The sequence below is a fragment of the Halobacillus mangrovi genome, from assembly GCF_002097535.1.
In the GTDB taxonomy this organism is placed as follows: Bacteria; Bacillota; Bacilli; order Bacillales; family Halobacillaceae; genus Halobacillus; species Halobacillus mangrovi_A.
This window is the reverse complement of record NZ_CP020772.1, coordinates 2,070,510-2,089,497: the sequence shown is the minus strand read 5'-3', so window position 1 is coordinate 2,089,497 and position 18,988 is coordinate 2,070,510. Positions and strand designations below refer to the sequence as shown.

Genomic DNA, 18,988 nt, shown 5'->3' with positions numbered 1-18,988 from the left:
TTTTGTAAATAATGTAATGGCTATGTTAATTCTATTAAGTTGCCTCCCCATGTGTCATAATCGGCATTCTATTGAATAGATAAATAGCGATAGAGCCAGAATTTTCGAAGGGGGTAAGGGAAATGAAAATTGCCATTTTTACAGATACTTATATTCCTCAAGTTAACGGTGTCTCTAAGACATTGCAGCGCTTGGCGAGTTATTTGGAAAGTCAAAAAATAGAATACAGACTCTTTGCACCACAAACCAAACACAGCGCGTTTCATTCGGATATGGTTTATCGATTTACCAGTGTACCTCTAATTGTTTATCCTGAATGCAGACTGGCTCTTCCAAACATATCTGTAATCCGCAAAAACCTTGAACACTTTAGGCCAGACCTCATCCATATCGCCACTCCATTTAACATCGGACTTGCCGGACTTTATTTAGGAAAAAAATTAAATATTCCTATCGTCGGTTCTTATCACACTCATTTCGATCAATATCTTCAATATTACGAACTTCCATTAGTGTCCAAATTATTATGGCGTTATTTACACTGGTTTCACCACTCTTTTCGTACGACTTTTGTCCCTTCAGAAGATGCAAGAAAAGAATTGATTAGACATGGATTTTCGAATTTGAAAATTTGGAGTCGAGGAGTAGATTGTGATTCCTTTCATCCTCATTTTCAGGAAGAATGGTTGAAACAAAAATATTCTATAAAGGTTCCGTATATCTTAACTTATGTTGGACGCCTAGCACCTGAGAAGGACTTAGATACTTTAATGAAGATTGCAAAAGAACTTCCTGATGTTATTTCTAGAAAAGTGCACTGGCTCATTGTTGGAGACGGTCCACTCAGGAAATCACTTGAAAAAGAGGCCCTAACAAATATGACGTTTACAGGTTACCAAAAAGGTAGAATGCTCACTCAGATCTACGCTGGTTCTTCTCTGTTTATATTCCCCTCAACGACTGAAACTTTTGGAAATGTCGTATTAGAATCAATGGCCTGTGGAACGCCTGTCATTGCTTCTAAAGCTGGCGGTGTCCAAGAGATTGTGGAAAATGGAAAGACAGGTCTCTTATGCACTCCAGGCCAAGTCGAAGAATTCACTCACTCCATTAGCAAGTTACTAAACGATGAAAAGCTATTGACCAAAATGAATAATTCAGCACGAACCTATGCCCTCTCAAGGTCATGGGAATCTATATTCTCTCAACTTCTGCTCGACTATGAAGAGATATTAACCGCTCATTTAGTTTCCTACGCCTAAAAAATCTAAGGAGAATTAACATGAAGGATTTAGCGGTAATTGGGACAGGCTATGTCGGGCTTGTCACAGGGGTTTGTTTATCACACGTTGGCTATCATGTAACCTGCATTGACTTGGATGGTGAGAAAATTAATAAACTAAACACAGGGAAGTGCCCCATTTACGAACCAGGACTGGAAGAACTACTGAATATAAATCTTGAAAGAGGCAGGCTGCATTTTACAACAGAGCTAAGTGAAGGAATTCAAAACGCAGAAGCTATTTTTATCGCAGTAGGCACCCCTTCCAACTTAGACGGCTCCGCTGATCTAACCTACATTCATGGAGCAGCTCTTGAAATTGGCGAGGCCATAAAGCAAGAAGCCCTCATCGTGATGAAAAGTACAGTTCCTGTTGGCACTTGTGATAGGGTAAAAGAGATTATTAATTCCCTTAACCCTTCAAGAAATTTTCACGTAATATCTAATCCAGAATTTCTACGCGAAGGATTAGCTGTCCATGATATGTTTTTTGCTGATCGTATTGTAATAGGATCAGATCACGAGAAAGCCTCCAAGCTTGCCGAGGCTATCTATGCTCCTCTTTCTTTACCCACCTTTCACACAGACGTACGAACAGCTGAATTAATTAAATAATCGTCTAATGCCTTCTTAGCAATGAAAATCAGCTTTATTAATGAAATATCTACGATTTGTGCCAAACTTGGGGCAGATATTGAAGAAGTAGCAGCGGGAATGGGAATGGATAAACGAATTGGAGAGCAGTTTCTAAAAGCAGGGATCGGTTATGGTGCCTCCTGCTTCCCTAAAGATACTCAGGCATTAATTCAAATGGCAGCTCAACTGAATGTCGATTTACCTTTATTACGGGCGGTTAACCAAATTAACGACAGGCAAAAAGAGGTCCTTGTTGAAAAAGCACTTAAAAGGTTTGGCAGTCTGGAAGGCAAACGGGTGGCGTTGTTAGGACTCTCATTTAAACCAAATACCGATGATGTTCGTAACGCTCCATCTCTTTCAATTATTAAAAGTCTATTAAAGCAAAACGCACACGTAGTAGCTTATGATCCAATAGCCATGCCCAATGTAAAGAGCATCCATCCGATATTTTTCGCTCAAAATATGGAAGAAGCTTTACAGGAAGCAGACTTAGCCATAATAGCCACTGATTGGAAAGAAATTGTGGATTTTCCTTTATCAAAATATAAAAATAAAATGAAGTCTCCAGTCTTATTTGATGGCCGTAACTGCTATTCAATTGACAACGCTAAATCTGCAGGAATCGAGTATTACTCTATCGGCCGTACTGCTGTACTACATGAAACGGAATCTCCCGAAATAAACGTAAATAGAAAAAAACTAAAAAGCAGCCAACCCTCATCCCAAAATTAAGTTCTGATATATTCAGGACTTAATTTTTTGTTTACATAATAAATTACTTGTTAATTAATAAATGTTCAAAGAAGCTAAAGCGAATCATTTGTTCGATTCTTCCAATAAAAGTATAATGATAGAATTGATTCTATTATTTAAGGAGGAGGGTCCGGTTGACTTCCCATGGTTATAGCAAAATTTTAATAGCCGCACTGCTTTTAACTGGTTCATTTATCACTATATTAAACCAAACCCTTATGATTACAGCCATTCCTCCTATTATGGAAGAGTTTGATATATCAGCAAATACAGGTCAATGGCTGACTACAGTGTTCATGCTTGTAAATGGGGTTATGATCCCTGTCAGCGCATTTCTAATTGAACGCTTTTCAACGAGGCAGCTTTTTATTGCCGCAATGTCCATATTTAGTTTAGGTACTGTTGTAGGTGGAATAGCGACGAACTTTCCTTTGTTGTTGATAGGTAGGATTATTCAGTCCACTGGTGCTGGAGTGATGCTTCCATTAATGCAGACGGTATTTTTACTGATATTCCCAGTTAATAGGCGTGGCGCCGCAATGGGCTATATTGGTCTAGTTATCTCCTTTGCCCCTGCGATAGGGCCAGCTTTATCGGGATGGGTGACCGCAAATTATTCTTGGCGTTTCTTATTTTGGATGATCTTACCTCTTGCTCTAATGATTATCGTTCTTGCTTATTTCATATTGAAAAACGTAACAGAATTGACTTTTCCTAAAGTAGATCCTGTTTCCATTATTTTATCCTCGATAGGATTCGGAAGTTTGCTGTACGGGTTTACCGTTGCTGGTAATGAAGGATGGATTCACCCCATAACTATAAGCGTACTTGTACTAGGAGCTGTGACGTTAACTGTATTTATCTTAAGACAGCTACGGCTTGAGCACCCGATGCTTGAATTTAGAGTCTTTAAATATCCCATTTTCACAATTACTACAGTCATTGCAATGATTACATTTATGGGACTGATTGGTGCTGAAACCCTCATACCACTCTATATGCAAAACATGCGCGATTTCAGTGCTTTTGAATCCGGATTGGCTCTCTTACCTGGAGCAGTTATTACAGCTTTCATGTCACCTATTACAGGTAGAATTTTTGACCGTATCGGTGCACGTTGGCTGGCTATCATTGGATTGACAATTATTTCTGGCGCATCTCTAGCATTTTCGTTCTTAGATATCCAGACAACCTTCACATCGATTACAATTTTATATTCAATTAGAATGTTTGGACTTTCTATGGTAATGATGCCCGTCACTACAGCTGGATTGAACCAACTACCAAGGAAATTGATTCCGCATGGAGCAGCTATGAGCAATACGATGAGAATGGTAGCAGCTTCTGTAGGTACGGCTATACTGGTAACAGTTATGACTACTACAGCTCAGCGGGCTCAACAGACACCAACCATTGATTATCCTTCCATCCATGGTGTGAATGTTGCATTCTTCGTAGTCACAGCCTTATCAATTCTCGGCATTGTGCTATCTTTCTTCGTCAAAAAGACGTCTCCACCTGAAGAAGAAAACGAAGAAACAAAAGAACAAACTGACACTCAACGTGAAGTTGAACATGCTTAAAAAGCACCCGCCAAATCCGCGTGTACTTTTCTTTGATCTCTGCATGGATTAACTCTTTCTAGTAGATACGCCTCATTATCTTGAAGACTTAACTTCGAGATATGCAGGGGCCGTTGCGTAATAAGCGTAAGGTTGGCTGGAAAACAACTCGCTTTCCTGCGGGGGAACTGGCGAGCCTCCTCTTTCGCTGCGCTCAATGTGGGGTCTCGCCTAAGTTCTTCTCCCGCGGGAGTCTCGCTGTTTTCCATCCAACCCCTCTATAGTGTAATGAACGGCCCCATTTAATGGGAGTAAGGAGGGTTCAATTTCCTAAATTACTGATAGATTTTGGTACCAATAAATTGTCCGTTACTCCCAACAACCGTAAGGGGGTCGGAGAAATTGCGAGACTCCTGTGGGATGAACATGATAGGTGAGACCCCGGAGAGCATTAGCTCGAGGAGGCTCAGCACATGCCCACGGAAAGCGAGTGATTTTTCCGAACGCCAAATTCTACTTAGGGCAATGGAAAGCTCGCAGTACCTCGAAATCAATTCTTCCACTATCCTGCTATATAGATGAAGATAGAATTGCAAAACACAATGTTAAATACAGTCTATTTCAAAGAGTTATTGGAAGGCGTTCTTGACTTCGTAATCTGGTAAATGAAGATTTGTTTTTCTACCGATAGCAAGTTTGGCTAGTTCTGATCCGATGTATGGTCCGCTAGTAAGTCCAGAAGCCCCAAGCCCATTAGCTACAAGAATATTGTCATATTGAGGAGCGTAGCCGATAATAGGCAAAGAACCCGGTGTAAAAGGTCTGAAGCCGACTTTGGTTCTCACATAAGTAGCATCCGCTAACCCTGGAGCCACCTTCAACGCTTTATTTAATAGTTGATGAACAGCCCCCATAGTCACTCGAGTATCAAACTGATTTGTTTTCTCTTTTGTAGCACCAATTACTACCTTTCCGTTTCCGAAAGCCAGCATGTAATGATTAAATGGAGGAAGCATGACAGGCCAATGTTCTGTATCTGCCCCTGGTAGTTTCAAGTGGACAATTTGGGCTTTCTCAAAGGATATCTTTGGATACAAGTCTAAAGAACTGAATAACTCTCTACCCCAGGCCCCGTTCGTAACGATAACCTGATCCGAGTAAACTTTTTCTCCGTTAACAAGAACTCCCTTTACTTCGGAACCCTTTGCCTCCAATTGAGCGTTCCCATTAATAAAAACAGCTCCATTCTTTTGGGCTGCTCGAAGGAGGGCTTTACAAACGGCCTCCCCATTTACTCGTGCAGCTCCGCTAATATGGACAGATCCATATTTATCAGAAACAGGGGGGTAAAGCTCTTTTGTTTCTTCTGAAGAAAGCTTTGTAATCTCTCCCATTTCCGGTGCTTCTTCCTTACGCTTGTTAGCCACTTCCATTTTCTTATTAAGCTTTTCTTCTGTATCAAAGATGTTAATTGCTCCAACATTAGCATATCCTGTTTCGGTTTCTCCCTCTAATTCTAAATCCTTAATTAAAGATGGGTAATACCTTGCCCCTTCCAACACAAGTCTGTACCATGCTTCATTACTGCGATTCGTAAGCCATGGGCATACAATCCCTGCTCCAGCCTGAGTTGCTTGTCCTGGATCTTTTCGATCTATGATGACAACTTCCTCGCCCTCTTTTGCAAGATGATAAGCGGTAGAAGCGCCTAAAATTCCCGCCCCAATGATAATATGTTTCATGTAGCCACCTATTTCGTATAAAATTCAAATTCTCATCCGATTGTACCGAAATTTGATGGATTGAACAATCTACTTCCTGCGTTCAACATAAGCATGCAGCCCTTGTTTGAGTCGCAAAGTAATAAGCGGATCTGCTTTTATAATACTTTCTTTATTGAAATAGAAATTAAAATTCTTCATAAGTGCTCCAAGAACGATAATGGCTTCCAACATTGCAAAATGTTTTCCAATACAAACGCGAGTACCTCCTCCAAACGGGAAATATACATATTCAGGAACCTTTTGTAATTTGCCTTTTACAAAACGCTCAGGATTAAAACGTTCAGGCTCTTCAAAGTAACGTGAGTTTCGCTGCATGATGTATGGGCTAATCATCACTGTCTGTCCCCTTTTAAACTGATACTCCCCGATCATTACTTCCTTAATTGCCAGACGCCCGATTAACCAGGCAGGCGGATATAACCTCAAGCTCTCTAACAATACTTTCTCTGTGTACTCGAGATGATTGACCTCCTCGTATGCGGGTATGTCATTCTTACATAATCGATCTACCTCAGCTTGCACTTTCTGATAAATATTTTTATTAGTCATGAGGAGGTACATCGTCCATGTAAGAGCGGTCGCTGTGGTCTCATGTCCTGCCAGCAAAATAGTCATTACTTCATTTCGTAATTGCTCTACTTCCATTTTTTCTGTTGAAGTTTCTTGTGACTGTATCAAAACTCCTAAAAGATCTTCGGCGTTAGATTTATTGACATGCCTATTTTCTATGATTTTAGAGACGATTCCATCAAGCTGATCGACAGCCTGTTTAAATGCAATATTATCTGTTGTCCCCCAAGATTTAGGGGAACGTACTACTGAGCGAATTCGCTTTGTAGCAATCTCCATCACAGTTTCCAGTGGTTTACCTACCAGTTCATGGCCGTTCTCGATATCAACTCCTAACATCGTTTGAGAGATAATTTCCAATGTTAATTCCATCAGATCATTCGATATCCAGCGCTCTTCTCGCTCACCCCAGTCTTGTAGGAAACACCTCGTACTCTCTGCCATTAAATCAGCGTATTTTTTAATATGTGCAGGTCTAAAGGAGGGTTGAATAAGGCGGCGCTGTTTTTGATGAGTAGGGTTTTCACTTAGCAATAACCCATTGCCCAATAACGGTTCTAGTTCTTGAAAAGGCTTCGATTTGTGAAAACAATCAGCCTTTGATACCAGCACTTCCTTAACTAGGGAAGGATGGACTAGTAACTTCACTGACTTGTGGCCTAAACGAAAAGATACGATTTCATCATCGTATTTTGCCGCCATCTGTAAAAATGACAGAGGGTCTTTTCTAAACGACCTCATATGTCCCCAAGGCTTACCACTTCTTACCGTTATCATCGTAAACCTCCTCTCAACTATAGAAAGACTACGGATCTATAAGCATAATTATTCCATAAAAAGGAGCATTTCAATTAGAAATGCTCCTCTCCAACTACCCTACCGCTGACAGATCACCAGCCAGCTGTTTCTGGATCTTAAAAGTTATAGAAGTCTTCAATGTCCTAGATGTCAAGGTGAAAAAGCGGGAAAATCCGTTCTCTTCTGAATAGAATTTGCTGTGGAGAACGATGCCTTATCCTCAACTCTTCTTTCTAAGTTCATCAAGAAGATAAAATCTGAAATGAACCAAAGCGTTTCCGTGTAGCCGTTCGTAGATTTCTAGTTTAGTTTCTTTCTCATTTTTGAATGGCTGGTCGGATACAAATGAAAGAATAAAGTGAATGGGCCGTGGATCTTTGTTAAATTCCATCACTGTCTGAATCATCTTAACTAGACTTTCGATTTGATCCTCATTAATTTTTCCTGTAGGTGTATATTTAATTTCTACTCCAATTAATTCATGTGGTTGGAAGGCGATACCTGAGAAGTTGACCCGTTCATTAGCCGTATCCAATGCCATCTGCCTGCGAATTGTAATATTCATATCAGATTCCAACGCTCTTAAAACGGATTCTTCAATCAAAAAATAGAAATTGGAAGCGTTAAATAAATGATTCATTAGGGCCTGGTTAAGGTTTTCAGCTTCGTTCTGAACGGTCGGCTGTTCAACTCCTTTTTCTTTCAATTTAGAATCATTAAGAACCAATTCGCTAACAGAAAATAAATTCTGTGCTTCTTTCTCAAATTTTTCATTCTGTTCCTCCGGGTTTAAAGGCCTGAAAAAATTACTTTCGTCTTTGTAATCGCTTGGACTGTATAACTTTTGATGATGATTAATAACTAAATATAGAAAAGCAATTAGAATAAGGATAGGAAATAATACGATAAACCAGACGAGAGCCCATGTTTGATTTAAAGTGAGCCATTGCTCAGATAATGTAAGAACCAAGGCAGAGACCGCATAAATAAAAGAAATGAATAAACCAATGATGCCTAAGGGGTTCTTCGTCATATATGCAGCTTGCTCAAGGAAATCTAAAATTTTCTTCATTATTCCTCTCCTTTAGATAAAACCGGTTCATTTTCTACTTTTCGACATCAAATTCCCTAAACCCTTTCATATGATTAAAGACTATGATTTAATTTCTAGCCTATGAACAAATGAAAGGCCAGTCTAAAAATAGACTGACCTTTTAATGTAATTATTCCTCTTCGATATAGGCATATTTGTAGTTGTAATCCGGTCCCATTGGGTTTGAGGTTACATTCTTCACATAAGGTTTCCAAAGCTGCGCTCTTGCACGCTGGTAAAGTGGTGCGATTACAGCATCTTCTTGAATTAATAATTTTTCAGCTTCAAGGAAGGTTTCAAATCGTTCCACTGGTTTCTGTGCAAGATCTGTTGCCGCTTTTTTAATCAAGGTATCATATTTTTCACTGGAATAACCTGTCTTATTGTTTCCACCATCTGTCACCCATAAGTTTAAGAAAGTGTTAGGGTCAATGTAATCCGGACCCCAACCATAATTTTCGATATCATAATCCATATTGCTATCTCGCTCTAATCGAACTTTAAAAGGAACACTTTCTACTTGAATGGTCAATCCTTCAAGTTGCTCGAGCTGATCCTTAATATAAGCGTCTAAATTTTTCGCTACCTCAGTATCTCCACCCAAGTAACGGAGCTCTGCATTTTTAATGCCAAGCTCTTCCTTCGCTTTTTTCCAATGCTCCTGAGCTTTTTCTACATTCGATTCGACTAGTGCTCCATTGATTTCACGGAAATCTTCGTTAGTTTCAGGATGCTGGACGAAATTAGCTGGAACGTTTCCACCAGCAGGAATAGATCCATTGTTCAAAATAACATCCACCATACTCTGACGATCAACTACCATTTGAATTGCTTTACGAGCATGTACATTTGAAAGGATTTCATTTTCTTGATTCATTTTTAAAAAGAATATGGTTGGTTCTTCTTCTACCCGGAACTCTTCTGAACTACGGTATTCATCAACAAATTCAGAAGATAAGTTCGCGACGTCGACTTCATCTGTCTGATACAAGTTTACGGCAGATGCTGTGTCTTTTACTACATTTACTTTAATTTTATCTAACTTTACTTTGTCAGCGTCCCAGTAATCTTTGTTCTTCTCTACGGTCCAGCCTTCTCCATGGTCCCACTCAGTCATAATGAAAGGTCCGTTAGCCAGCAAGGCATCTGCTTCCATGGCATACTGCTCCCCTTGCTCCTTGACAAATTTCTCGTTCATCGGCAGGAATGTACCAAAAGCCGTCATGGATTCAAAGTAAGGCGTAGGTTTTTCAAGGGTAACCTCAAACGTATAGTCATCTACAGCTTTGACACCTAGTGCATCAAGCTCTTTTTCTCCTTTAGAAACGGCTTCTGCATTTTTAATAACACCATTCATCATATAGGGACCGTATTCTGAACCGATATCTGGATTGATGGCCCTTTGCCAGGCGAACACAAAATCATGAGCTGTAACCGGTTCTCCATTAGACCACTTGGCATCTTCACGCAGTTTAAATGTCCAAACAAGTCCGTCATCACTTACGTTATGATCTTTGGCGATCCCAGGTTCTGTTTTTCCATCTTTCCCTAAACGGTATAGGCCATCCTTCGTAGCACCTAACCATTGTGCTGCTATGGCATCAATCGTCAGAGATGAGTCCATTGAAGGAATTTCAGCCCCCTCCGTAAGGCGCAAAACTTGTTCATTACTTGAGGAAGAGTCATCCCCATCAGACTGAGTCGATTCTCCACCGGTTTCTTCTCCTCCCGAACATGCGGCTAACAACATGCTTACTGCAAGTATAATCCCGAATAGAAACCATCCATGTTTTTTCATATGTAAGTAACCTCCCCAAAAATAATATGTAGTTCTATGAACATACGTTCTGAATTATACAATTTTACTAAATTTTCCGCAAATTAATAAATAACCTTAGAGCATCAAATTTACTAGGATATCTAACCTAATAAAATTAGTGATCTCATTCAAATGTACTTCTATTTATTTCCAAACATATGTGTAGTTAGGTAATTTATCACCTAAAACCTTTATCATTTTAATTTCCTAATGTCATCAGGAAAAGAATACTAGGTCATTAGTTCAAAATCTTCAAAAATACAATATTACATAGGTCATTTATAAGATAGGAGGGTTTTTCAAATTAATCGTAGAAAACAAGACTTGTTACTAAATTTTGGGAGAGTACTTTTGAATAACGAGTAAAGACAGGAGGGAGAAACTTCAAAAAAGAAATTGAACCTTATAGTTCTTAGTTGTGCTGAAAGCTAACTGGAATTCCATGGTATGCAGTCGGATCAATGCAGTTGAACGAGTCGTTTTCCAGTTAAACCTATACCTTTAAGGTAAAGGACCTAAGAAGTCTTGAAACTTAGCCTTAAGGATAAGGATGCTTATCTCGGAAACTTTCCTTTAATTTTTTATGAAAAAATCTATGATTTTTCTTACTTCAATCATTAGATAAGTGTAAGAGAAATTAACCTAAAGGAGTAATAAAATGAAAAGTCCGATTAAGAACCAATTAAATACGGTGTTTGTGCATGTGAGTGACCTAAAAAGATCTGTAAAGTGGTATTGTGAACTGCTAGGGCAAGAATTTAAAGAAGAAAACATAGAACTCCCCATATACAACATGGAAATTAATGATTATACAGGACTAATCCTGGACGCAGGTGCAAACGGTACAAAAACAGTAAAACCCTCTCCTCACCCTTTATTCAATTTTCACACCGATGATATTGATCAGGCCTATCATTTTACAAAAGATGAGGGTTTCCAAGTCGTATCTGATCTATTTAAATTTGAGGATTTATCTTTTTTCCATTTGAAGGATCCGGACGGGAACATCATTATGGTTTGTAACGGATAATCAAAAACCCTCCATGTCTTTGACAAAGAGGGTTTTCCCTTTTATTTTTGTTTCACTTTTACTACTACTGCTGTTAAAGGCTCAAGTGTAATGCTGTTTTTTTTCAGCTCATAACCATTAGGTTTCTTTACTTTTTTCGTTCCGGCTTCATCAGCATCAACAACGACTTTTCCTTTTCTTAAATCTTCTTTAAGAGAAAGGGAGCGCTTTTTATTGTCTGCGTTAATGAAGACATAATATGTCCCTGTATGATCTGTAGACACGCTCTTATAGGCTAAAACAAGATCTTCTTGTTTGATCTCAGGAGCGTCTAGCAGACTAACATTGGTGTTGACCAGCTCTTGTGATCCCAGGCGGAAAGCGTTTGTTGATCTTCTTAGAGCAATCAATCCTTTTGTATATTCCATCGTTTGTTTTTGGACGCCTTCTTCCGATACCTTTTCCCAATCGAATTGATTGATTGCATCAGTAGAATCATAGGAATCATGGATGAAATATGGATTTTCGAATGGTTCGCCATTTTCATCCACCATGAATGTAGATTTAGCCTCTGGTACACCTTCTCCAAACCATTGTTTGGTTCTGCCATATTCCTGGCCTGCATGGAGGAAAGAAACACCCTGACTAGTCAGGATCATTGTATTTCCGAGACGTATCCGTTTTTGAATTTCTTCTTCATGTTTAGCTGGATCCTTCTTAATGGACTGAGCGATAACGTCATGTAAGGTTAAATTATCATGAGCAGCTATATATTGAACAATATCACCTGGATCATCTTCAGTGACATTGCTGGGTTGACCCTTAATATTATTGAATATCATTGTAATATCACGAGCTCCCCCTGTGATGAATCGCGGTTCTCCTTCACTTCCATATCCAGATTTTAACTCATTACGGATTTCATCAGAGAAAACAGCTGCACTTTCCGTTTCACCCATCCAGTCTTGATCTGCAGGGGTTACTTCATTTTCCGGACTTCCATCACCTACGAATGTTCTCCACCCTTCCCCTATCATCAAAATATTAGGGTTTAGTTTTTTTGCTTCATCATAGGCCATTTGAACACTTTCAGCATCAAGGTCTCCCATTAAATCAAAACGGAATCCATCAACTTTAAATTCCTCCGTCCAATATTTGATAGAATCAACCATCAACTTCCGAGACATATAATGAGTTGTTCCGACTTTACCACCGCCGTAACCCGTTTTTGTATTACCCTCGGTGTCCTCGAAATGGTAGTAATCTGAAACAAGGTTTTCCAGGATATCCACTTTAGCTGTGTGATTGTACACCACATCAAGGATGACACCCATTTTGCGTTTGTGAATCTCCTTAATCAGCTGCTTAAATTCAGCAATTCTCGCTTCTGGATCCTTTGGACGCTCCGAATACATGCCAGAGAGCGAAAAATAACTATGAGGATCATAGCCCCAGTTATAATTATTACCTGAGGAAGAATAATCAAGTTCCCTCTCATCATTCTCAAGTTCATTACCGAAGTAATATTTCATAACAGGTAAGAGCTGGACATGTGTGACGCCTAGATCTTTCAGATAATCTAGCTTTTCACCAAAAGAAGAAAATGTCCCAAACTGACTGTCTAATTTTGATTCTAGATCAGGATCTGAAGTGAAGTCCCTCACGTGTGCTTCCCAAATGATAGCATCCTCTTTCTTTTCATACCCTTTAATTTTTGCATATTTCAGTTTGGGCCCGATATCTGACGGATCTACAATGGCTGCTTTCCCAACTGTATCTGCGTCATCATCGCTTGAGGCTGCCATAGATTTGGCATAAGGATCGAGAGCAAAATTTGTTTCTCCACCCTCTGTAACCTTGTATTGATAATAATATCCTTTTAGGTCCTTTAAGCCTGTATTGTTTGCATCAAGGACTACTTGCCAGACGCCTTTTCCACTTCTTGTCATTTCAATGTTGTCTTCTAATAAGCTGTATTGATCATCTTTATCAAACAGGCGGACCGACACTTGACTTGCTTTTGGAGACCACACTTTTAATGTGGCTGTGCCGTCTTCCTGTAAGGTAACACCTAAGTCGTTTCCATCATAAGCGAACTTTTGATCTATCAATTCCCACGAAACACTTACTGGCTTTCGATCTTTTTTTATTTCAATCGAGTGGGTTTTCGTTACATCAAGGGATCGTTCAGTAGTTATATGTAATTCAGACCCTGCCTGATCTAAGGCTTTTATATTAACCAGCCTTCCTTCTTGATCGAAAAGTTTTATGTCATTAATAGAGACCTCTTTACCTACTTGATTCAAATAGGCAACAATTTTATTATCTTCTACCACTTCTGCATGTGTGATTGTCGTATCGATGGAAGGTTCATTCGTATAAACTTCTTCCTGACCCTGGACAATCCAAAATTCCCTTTCACCAGTCTTTGGAAAGTTTCTGTCATTTGGCGTATCCTTTTCATCACCTTTGTGCACAATGAAGTTTAACCCATTTGTTATGTCGATAACTGGTACGTCTACATAGACACCCCAGTCTGAAGCCTGATCAAATAAAACAGGATCTGCCCAGTCTACCTTAAAGTCGATCGCAGGCTGTTGGCTGTCCTGATTCCATAGGTGAAGACCCCATCCGTCATAGGCCCCATCAAGACGTTTATAATGGATTCTTACGTGCCCATCAGGCACACTTTCCTCAGTCAACTCCTCCGCCTGGCTATATGATTTCCCGATTATTGAGAATGGGGTAACTGCTGAAAATATCATCAGCAAAACCAAGCTGCTTACAAGTGCCATGAACCTTTTCCTCCCCAACATTACTATCTCCTCCTTTAATAACCTGTGAGCAGGTTGAATAAACCATCCGCACTTTTATGCAAACGGTTTCATAAATTCTTTTAATACTATAACATAACTTGATGGTAAATTTCTCCTGAAACATAGGCAATTCTGAAAATTGTAATAAATTCCTAAGAAAAAATTCCTATTTAATTATGAACGTTAGAAATCAGAGAGAATCAATTCAACTAGTATTTTCCTGAAACTTTCAGCAGGAGATGGTCGTATGTAAAGTGGGTCGTAATGTAGTATAGTTAGAAACACAGATCATCCATCTCCATTCGCTTCCAGAACTATTCTTACATAAGACACAAATGCATACCTAGAGGAGGATTTAAGATGAACAAAAGGATAACAGCCAGTATCATAGCAGGGACCCTTTTAATTATTGCGATCGTTTTTCAAAGTGTGAATTTTTTCATAAGTGATAATTTCTCTGAGAGTTCACAATCTATGTTTTCTGGAAATCAACAATTAAGTGAGAAGGTTATTGAAAATGGAAACTCCAGCAATAGAATTGTACGAGTTAATATTGAAGGAACCATTATGAACACTCCCGGGTCCAATTCAAATCCGTTCAGCGGCAGTGGTTATCAGCACGAACATGTTATGAAACAAATGGACAAAATTATAGAAGATCCTTCTATAAAGGGCGTTTTACTCTACGTGAATTCACCGGGGGGTGGCGTATATGAAAGTGCTGAAATCCACGATAAGCTAATGAAAATTAAAGATGCTGGCAAGCCCATTTATGTTTCTATGGGAAGCATGGCCGCTTCAGGAGGGTATTATGTCTCCACCCCTGCTGATCGCATCTATGCATCTAATGAGACCTTCACTGGATCTCTTGGTGTGATTATGGAAAATATCAACTATCAAGAACTGGCCAATGAATACGGTGTGAAATTCAATACTTTCAAGAGCGGTAAGTACAAAGATATTATGAGCCCTACCCGTGAGATGACAGGAGAAGAGCGAGAAATCATCCAAAACTTGGTCGATGAATCTTACGAACAATTTGTCGATGTGATTGCAGAAGGCCGGGATATGCCAGAGGATAAGGTTTATGAATTAGCTGATGGAAGAATATATTCTGGTAAACAAGCAGTAGAGAATGGACTCGTAGACAAAATCGGTTTTCGCGAAGATGCCTTAAAAGCTTTAAAGAAAGAGGTAGGAGGAAACCCACAAGTTATCGAATTCAAGAACAGAATCGGTTCATTTTTCGATTTACCATTAGCTGAGAGTTTCATGCCTAACAGCGAGGTACGATATATCGAGAAGTTAATTAGTGAACGTCAAGGACCAACGATGATGTACCTATATAGCGAATAAAGAAGGAGGGATAATTATGGAAACAACACCTGAAAACCAAACACCGAACCTTCCTGTCCTCTCAATTTTGGAAAAGCAAAAAGCGGACATTCAAAAGCTTCTCTATGCTGGATTTGGCTCTCGATTCGTAGCTTATATCATTGATCTGATTGTGATTTGGGCTGTAAACTCGATTGTAACACGACCTCTATTACGATTATTGAATCTTGAGAATACAAAGCTATGGATTGATATTTTCAGTGCAGAGAACATAACCACTTCAATTGTATTTTTCCTATACTTTATTTTGATGACAAAATATTTTAAAGCAACGCTTGGAAAAATGATTCTCGGGTTAAATGTCGTTTCACTGAAGGGTGATTCGCTCACAAACGGTCAAATCATCTTCAGGGAATGTATCGGTCGTTACATCAGTATGGCCATCTTAGGACTTCCTTACTTAGTAGTTGCCTTTACTAAAAAGCATCAAGGGATTCATGATTTGTTTTCTGATACTTCAGTTATAAAGAATAAGTTCAAGAAACTAAATGATACCTTGGAACACAAAACCATCTAAAGATTAGCATGAATAAAGGACCTGCCGTAGAAGTAACGGCAGGTCCTTTAGATAAATGATGTAATCGATAATTTTAGCCGACTTCATGAGGAGGATGGCATCGGCAGAGAATGATTAGCGTCTATGTTATGAAATTGTTCTAAATAATGCTCCTTTGCTTCCCATTCTTTCCCGCCATTTCGATAACCGGTAACTATAGCAATTACAAGAAAAACAATAGTCATAATCCAGAAAGTTTCTGCACCAAGAAATACAGGAAAAAGATAATTCATTCCATTAGAGATGCCATATCTTAGTTGATATAATCTCTTTTTTCCGCTCCATCGCTCTTCCCATAAATACCACATTTTTTTGTTCGATTGATTACTCATATACGATTCATACATAAAACTTATGTAATAAAACAAACACCCAAAATACATAATAGGGGGAACTGATTCCGTAAAAGATTGAAACCACCCTATTAGGATTACGATAGCTAGAAATAAATACCAAGCAGAACGTTTTCTCCGATAACGGATTTTTTTTTTGATTCACACTTTCCCTTTCAACCTCTCGACTCTCTTCCATATTAACTCCTTTTTTATGAAATCATAATTAGTGAAGAATAAATATGAGGCTTTATAATACAAGCCTTTATTACCTTCATCCTACCATTTATATCCTTTTTGTACGAATCAATAGTAGGTGATAAGTCACTCACAACTAATGTGAAAAGTAATCAGCTTCTGAAAAGAATTTATAAAAATCTCAGAATGAAAGGGCCGCTTCTTAAGCACTGACTAGAACTATAATAAAAAACCTTAAGCTAATGCTTAAGGTTATCAAATTAATACACTTAGAAACTTTATCGATTTCTTTTTTTTATGGCTGAAGTCACTGCAATGAAGAAAAAAATAAAGTAAACTAACCCGACACCTAATAGAATCCGCACCCAATCCATATGTGCCCTCCTTTTATAGAAAAGAACTAGATATTTCTTGAGATTGCTTCTCCTAAATATACTCCACTTGCTGCTGCTTGCGAGAGAGAATGTGTTTCTCCTGAACAATCTCCAACAAGATAAAAACCGGGAAGATGTGATTGAAAGGAATCATCTGTGAAGAGCTTAGGTTCATAAAATTTTGCATCCAGCCCATAGAGAAGTGTGTCTTCATCTACCGATTCTCCTAATAACCCTTCCAATTTCGTGAGGAACTTCAAGGCAGTATGAATGTAGAATTCCGGCATCTCATCATAGAGGTTCCCGGCATCTGCTTTTAAGGTGGGAAGTATCCCCCCCTCTGATATATGCTTAGTGACTTTCCGGTTTTTTAGATCTTTTAACCGTTGGACAACAAGTCTCTCTCTTTTCTGATTGATCCTTCCAATAATTTCTTTAGCCTGATTCATAGCTTTTTCGTATGTAGGAAAGTACTGTGGAACAAATAACGTGAAATTAAGATTTCTACTAAGCGTGTGACCTTCTTGTTGATTTTGTCCATCAGCCATAACTAATCCATGCTGGTATTTACGGATAATACGTCCATGGGGATTCATACAATAGGTTGTTGCTGAATAAGTGTCCGATTCATACCTTAGTTTTGTTTCGAATGTTTGATCAAGGATGGAGTCCAATTGATTCCCACGCATCTCTACACGTAACCCTAGGTCCAATCGAGTTTCCCCTTGATTCAATCCCAATGCTTGGGCCTGCCTATTTAACCATTCACTTCCACTCTTCCCTGTCGCTATAACCACACGTCTGCTAACAAAAGTGCCGTTATTGGTTTCTATATGAAAATATTTATCTTTACGGATCGAGTGAATTTCTGTTTCAAAGGTGAAATTGATGCTGGTTTCCATGTATTCATACATAAGTTGAAATATCTTCTTAGCCAAAACCGTCCCTAGATGACGTGTTTCTGTGGAAAGCACTTCCAAAGAATGAGTGGCTGCCTTATTCGCAAGGTTTATATTCTTCGTACTATATTTCTTTCTTTCATGTCCTCCGAATGAACACAAAATCGAGTCCACTTTTTTCATGTAATGAAGTGTTTCTTCAGATCCGATCTTTCTGCCTAACTCTCCTCCAAAATCATTCGTGTAGTTGAACTTTCCCTCGGACATTCCTAGTCCAGCAAAGCCGATGTATTTGTCACACGCACCCTTACAAGAACACGGTTCGCCTTGCTCTCTTCGACATTGCCTTTGACTCAGTTTTTTTCCTTTATCAATGATATGGATATTCAGGTTATCGTCTTCTTTTAATAACGTGTAGGCGAGAAATATACCACTTACCCCCGCACCGATAATAGTGACGTCGTTAATATCCATCTCCTCCTTTTTTAACCTCAATTATCCCTTCTTACTAACTCTTCGATGCTTTGAGGTGTCACTTTTGCGTAAACACATGTATCTGTTAAACGTTTGCCATCTACCGAAAGATCTTCATTTCGTAAGATTCCCTCCAAATCATAATCAAGCTTTTCAGGGATGGCTCGACTTCTGTAATTATCTGACTCACAACGTATTTCAACACGTGCGAATTGCAAGTTTACCAATGCAAACTCTGTTAACGCGTCCACTGACTCAGTCATGTATCCCTTTCCGCTGTAAATTGAATTGATCCAATATCCTATCTCGAGCTTCCGTACCTTCCAATCAATATTGTGGAATCCAGTAGAACCTACGAATTCTTTTGTGTCTTTCAAGAACACCAAATATCGTAAATTTTCCCGTAATAAAAATTTAGCATGCGCTTCCCTGGTATTCGCTTCCGTTTCTTCTGGACTAGGTACCTCCTGTACAAATCCAAGCCATGGGCGAAGCTCAGTTACTGAATTTTTAATGGCATCATTCACTACGTTGCCATCACCTGGTAATGGAATTCGAAGCAATAGACGATCTGTTTCAATATTCGTTTGTATATCCATAAGAATTGGATTCATGATCACATTCTCCTCTGCTAT

At 39.0% G+C, this 18,988-nt stretch carries 13 protein-coding genes and 1 pseudogene; 6 read left to right on the top strand and 8 right to left on the bottom strand.

Annotation, left to right across the window (positions count from 1 at the left end; genetic code table 11):
- Positions 1 to 122 precede the first annotated feature (122 nt).
- The 3 genes and pseudogenes from HM131_RS10140 to HM131_RS10130 all read left to right on the top strand — a co-directional run bounded on the left by HM131_RS10140 (position 123) and on the right by HM131_RS10130 (position 4,257).
- Positions 123 to 1,262, top strand: a complete 1,140-nt coding sequence (locus HM131_RS10140; RefSeq protein ID WP_085029645.1) for a glycosyltransferase family 4 protein — start codon at positions 123 to 125, stop codon at positions 1,260 to 1,262.
- Positions 1,263 to 1,282: 20 nt separating this feature from the next.
- A pseudogene (locus HM131_RS10135) lies at positions 1,283 to 2,653 on the top strand (UDP-glucose dehydrogenase family protein).
- Positions 2,654 to 2,808: 155 nt separating this feature from the next.
- Complete coding sequence (locus HM131_RS10130) at positions 2,809 to 4,257, top strand: DHA2 family efflux MFS transporter permease subunit (protein WP_085029644.1); 1,449 nt, start codon at positions 2,809 to 2,811, stop codon at positions 4,255 to 4,257.
- Between the two features lie 608 nt (positions 4,258 to 4,865).
- Here HM131_RS10130 and HM131_RS10120 read toward each other — a convergent pair.
- From HM131_RS10120 to HM131_RS10105, 4 genes are all read right to left on the bottom strand, one after another.
- Positions 4,866 to 5,978 carry an NAD(P)/FAD-dependent oxidoreductase gene (locus HM131_RS10120; protein WP_085029642.1) on the bottom strand — a complete coding sequence of 371 codons (1,113 nt, stop codon included), beginning with the start codon at positions 5,976 to 5,978 and terminating at the stop codon, positions 4,866 to 4,868.
- Between the two features lie 69 nt (positions 5,979 to 6,047).
- A complete protein-coding gene (locus HM131_RS10115; protein ID WP_085029641.1) occupies positions 6,048 to 7,367 on the bottom strand; it encodes a cytochrome P450 in 1,320 nt (439 codons plus the stop codon).
- Positions 7,368 to 7,608: 241 nt separating this feature from the next.
- Complete coding sequence (locus tag HM131_RS10110; protein ID WP_085029640.1) at positions 7,609 to 8,460, bottom strand: hypothetical protein; 852 nt, start codon at positions 8,458 to 8,460, stop codon at positions 7,609 to 7,611.
- Between the two features lie 151 nt (positions 8,461 to 8,611).
- Positions 8,612 to 10,279: a peptide ABC transporter substrate-binding protein gene (locus HM131_RS10105; RefSeq protein WP_085029639.1), complete on the bottom strand. Its 1,668-nt coding sequence runs from the start codon at positions 10,277 to 10,279 to the stop codon at positions 8,612 to 8,614.
- A 679-nt stretch (positions 10,280 to 10,958) separates the two neighbouring features.
- On the opposite strand from HM131_RS10105, the gene HM131_RS10100 reads away from it, so the two are divergent.
- A complete protein-coding gene (locus HM131_RS10100) occupies positions 10,959 to 11,330 on the top strand; it encodes a VOC family protein (RefSeq protein ID WP_085029638.1) in 372 nt (123 codons plus the stop codon).
- Between the two features lie 41 nt (positions 11,331 to 11,371).
- Here the strand turns inward: HM131_RS10100 and HM131_RS10095 are convergent, their stop codons facing one another.
- Positions 11,372 to 14,104 carry a pullulanase gene (locus tag HM131_RS10095; protein ID WP_085031930.1) on the bottom strand — a complete coding sequence of 911 codons (2,733 nt, stop codon included), beginning with the start codon at positions 14,102 to 14,104 and terminating at the stop codon, positions 11,372 to 11,374.
- Positions 14,105 to 14,485: 381 nt separating this feature from the next.
- On the opposite strand from HM131_RS10095, the gene sppA reads away from it, so the two are divergent.
- Together sppA and HM131_RS10085 are read left to right on the top strand one after the other, a co-directional pair.
- Complete coding sequence (sppA, locus tag HM131_RS10090) at positions 14,486 to 15,481, top strand: signal peptide peptidase SppA (protein WP_085029637.1); 996 nt, start codon at positions 14,486 to 14,488, stop codon at positions 15,479 to 15,481.
- 16 nt (positions 15,482 to 15,497) lie between these two features.
- The gene (locus HM131_RS10085; protein WP_085029636.1) at positions 15,498 to 16,037 is read left to right on the top strand and encodes an RDD family protein; all 540 of its coding nucleotides are present in this window, start codon (positions 15,498 to 15,500) and stop codon (positions 16,035 to 16,037) included.
- An 83-nt stretch (positions 16,038 to 16,120) separates the two neighbouring features.
- Here the strand turns inward: HM131_RS10085 and HM131_RS20660 are convergent, their stop codons facing one another.
- From HM131_RS20660 to HM131_RS10065, 3 genes are all read right to left on the bottom strand, one after another.
- On the bottom strand, positions 16,121 to 16,408 hold the full coding sequence (locus HM131_RS20660; RefSeq protein WP_232324759.1) for a hypothetical protein: 288 nt from the start codon (positions 16,406 to 16,408) through the stop codon (positions 16,121 to 16,123).
- A 598-nt stretch (positions 16,409 to 17,006) separates the two neighbouring features.
- Positions 17,007 to 18,347 carry an NAD(P)/FAD-dependent oxidoreductase gene (locus HM131_RS10070; RefSeq protein ID WP_085031927.1) on the bottom strand — a complete coding sequence of 447 codons (1,341 nt, stop codon included), beginning with the start codon at positions 18,345 to 18,347 and terminating at the stop codon, positions 17,007 to 17,009.
- Between the two features lie 23 nt (positions 18,348 to 18,370).
- Positions 18,371 to 18,967: a GNAT family N-acetyltransferase gene (locus HM131_RS10065; RefSeq protein ID WP_085029633.1), complete on the bottom strand. Its 597-nt coding sequence runs from the start codon at positions 18,965 to 18,967 to the stop codon at positions 18,371 to 18,373.
- Positions 18,968 to 18,988: the final 21 nt, after the last annotated feature.

What these genes read in the sequence shown, in the direction of transcription:
- HM131_RS10140 (WP_085029645.1), top strand. Translation starts at nt 123, where the DNA reads ATGAAAATTGCCATTTTTACAGATACTTATATTCCTCAAGTTAACGGT.
- HM131_RS10120 (WP_085029642.1), bottom strand. Translation starts at nt 5,978, where the DNA reads ATGAAACATATTATCATTGGGGCGGGAATTTTAGGCGCTTCTACCGCT.
- HM131_RS10115 (WP_085029641.1), bottom strand. Translation starts at nt 7,367, where the DNA reads ATGATAACGGTAAGAAGTGGTAAGCCTTGGGGACATATGAGGTCGTTT.
- HM131_RS10110 (WP_085029640.1), bottom strand. Translation starts at nt 8,460, where the DNA reads ATGAAGAAAATTTTAGATTTCCTTGAGCAAGCTGCATATATGACGAAG.
- HM131_RS10105 (WP_085029639.1), bottom strand. Translation starts at nt 10,279, where the DNA reads ATGAAAAAACATGGATGGTTTCTATTCGGGATTATACTTGCAGTAAGC.
- HM131_RS10100 (WP_085029638.1), top strand. Translation starts at nt 10,959, where the DNA reads ATGAAAAGTCCGATTAAGAACCAATTAAATACGGTGTTTGTGCATGTG.
- HM131_RS10095 (WP_085031930.1), bottom strand. Translation starts at nt 14,104, where the DNA reads ATGGCACTTGTAAGCAGCTTGGTTTTGCTGATGATATTTTCAGCAGTT.
- sppA (WP_085029637.1), top strand. Translation starts at nt 14,486, where the DNA reads ATGAACAAAAGGATAACAGCCAGTATCATAGCAGGGACCCTTTTAATT.
- HM131_RS10085 (WP_085029636.1), top strand. Translation starts at nt 15,498, where the DNA reads ATGGAAACAACACCTGAAAACCAAACACCGAACCTTCCTGTCCTCTCA.
- HM131_RS20660 (WP_232324759.1), bottom strand. Translation starts at nt 16,408, where the DNA reads ATGAGTAATCAATCGAACAAAAAAATGTGGTATTTATGGGAAGAGCGA.
- HM131_RS10065 (WP_085029633.1), bottom strand. Translation starts at nt 18,967, where the DNA reads ATGAATCCAATTCTTATGGATATACAAACGAATATTGAAACAGATCGT.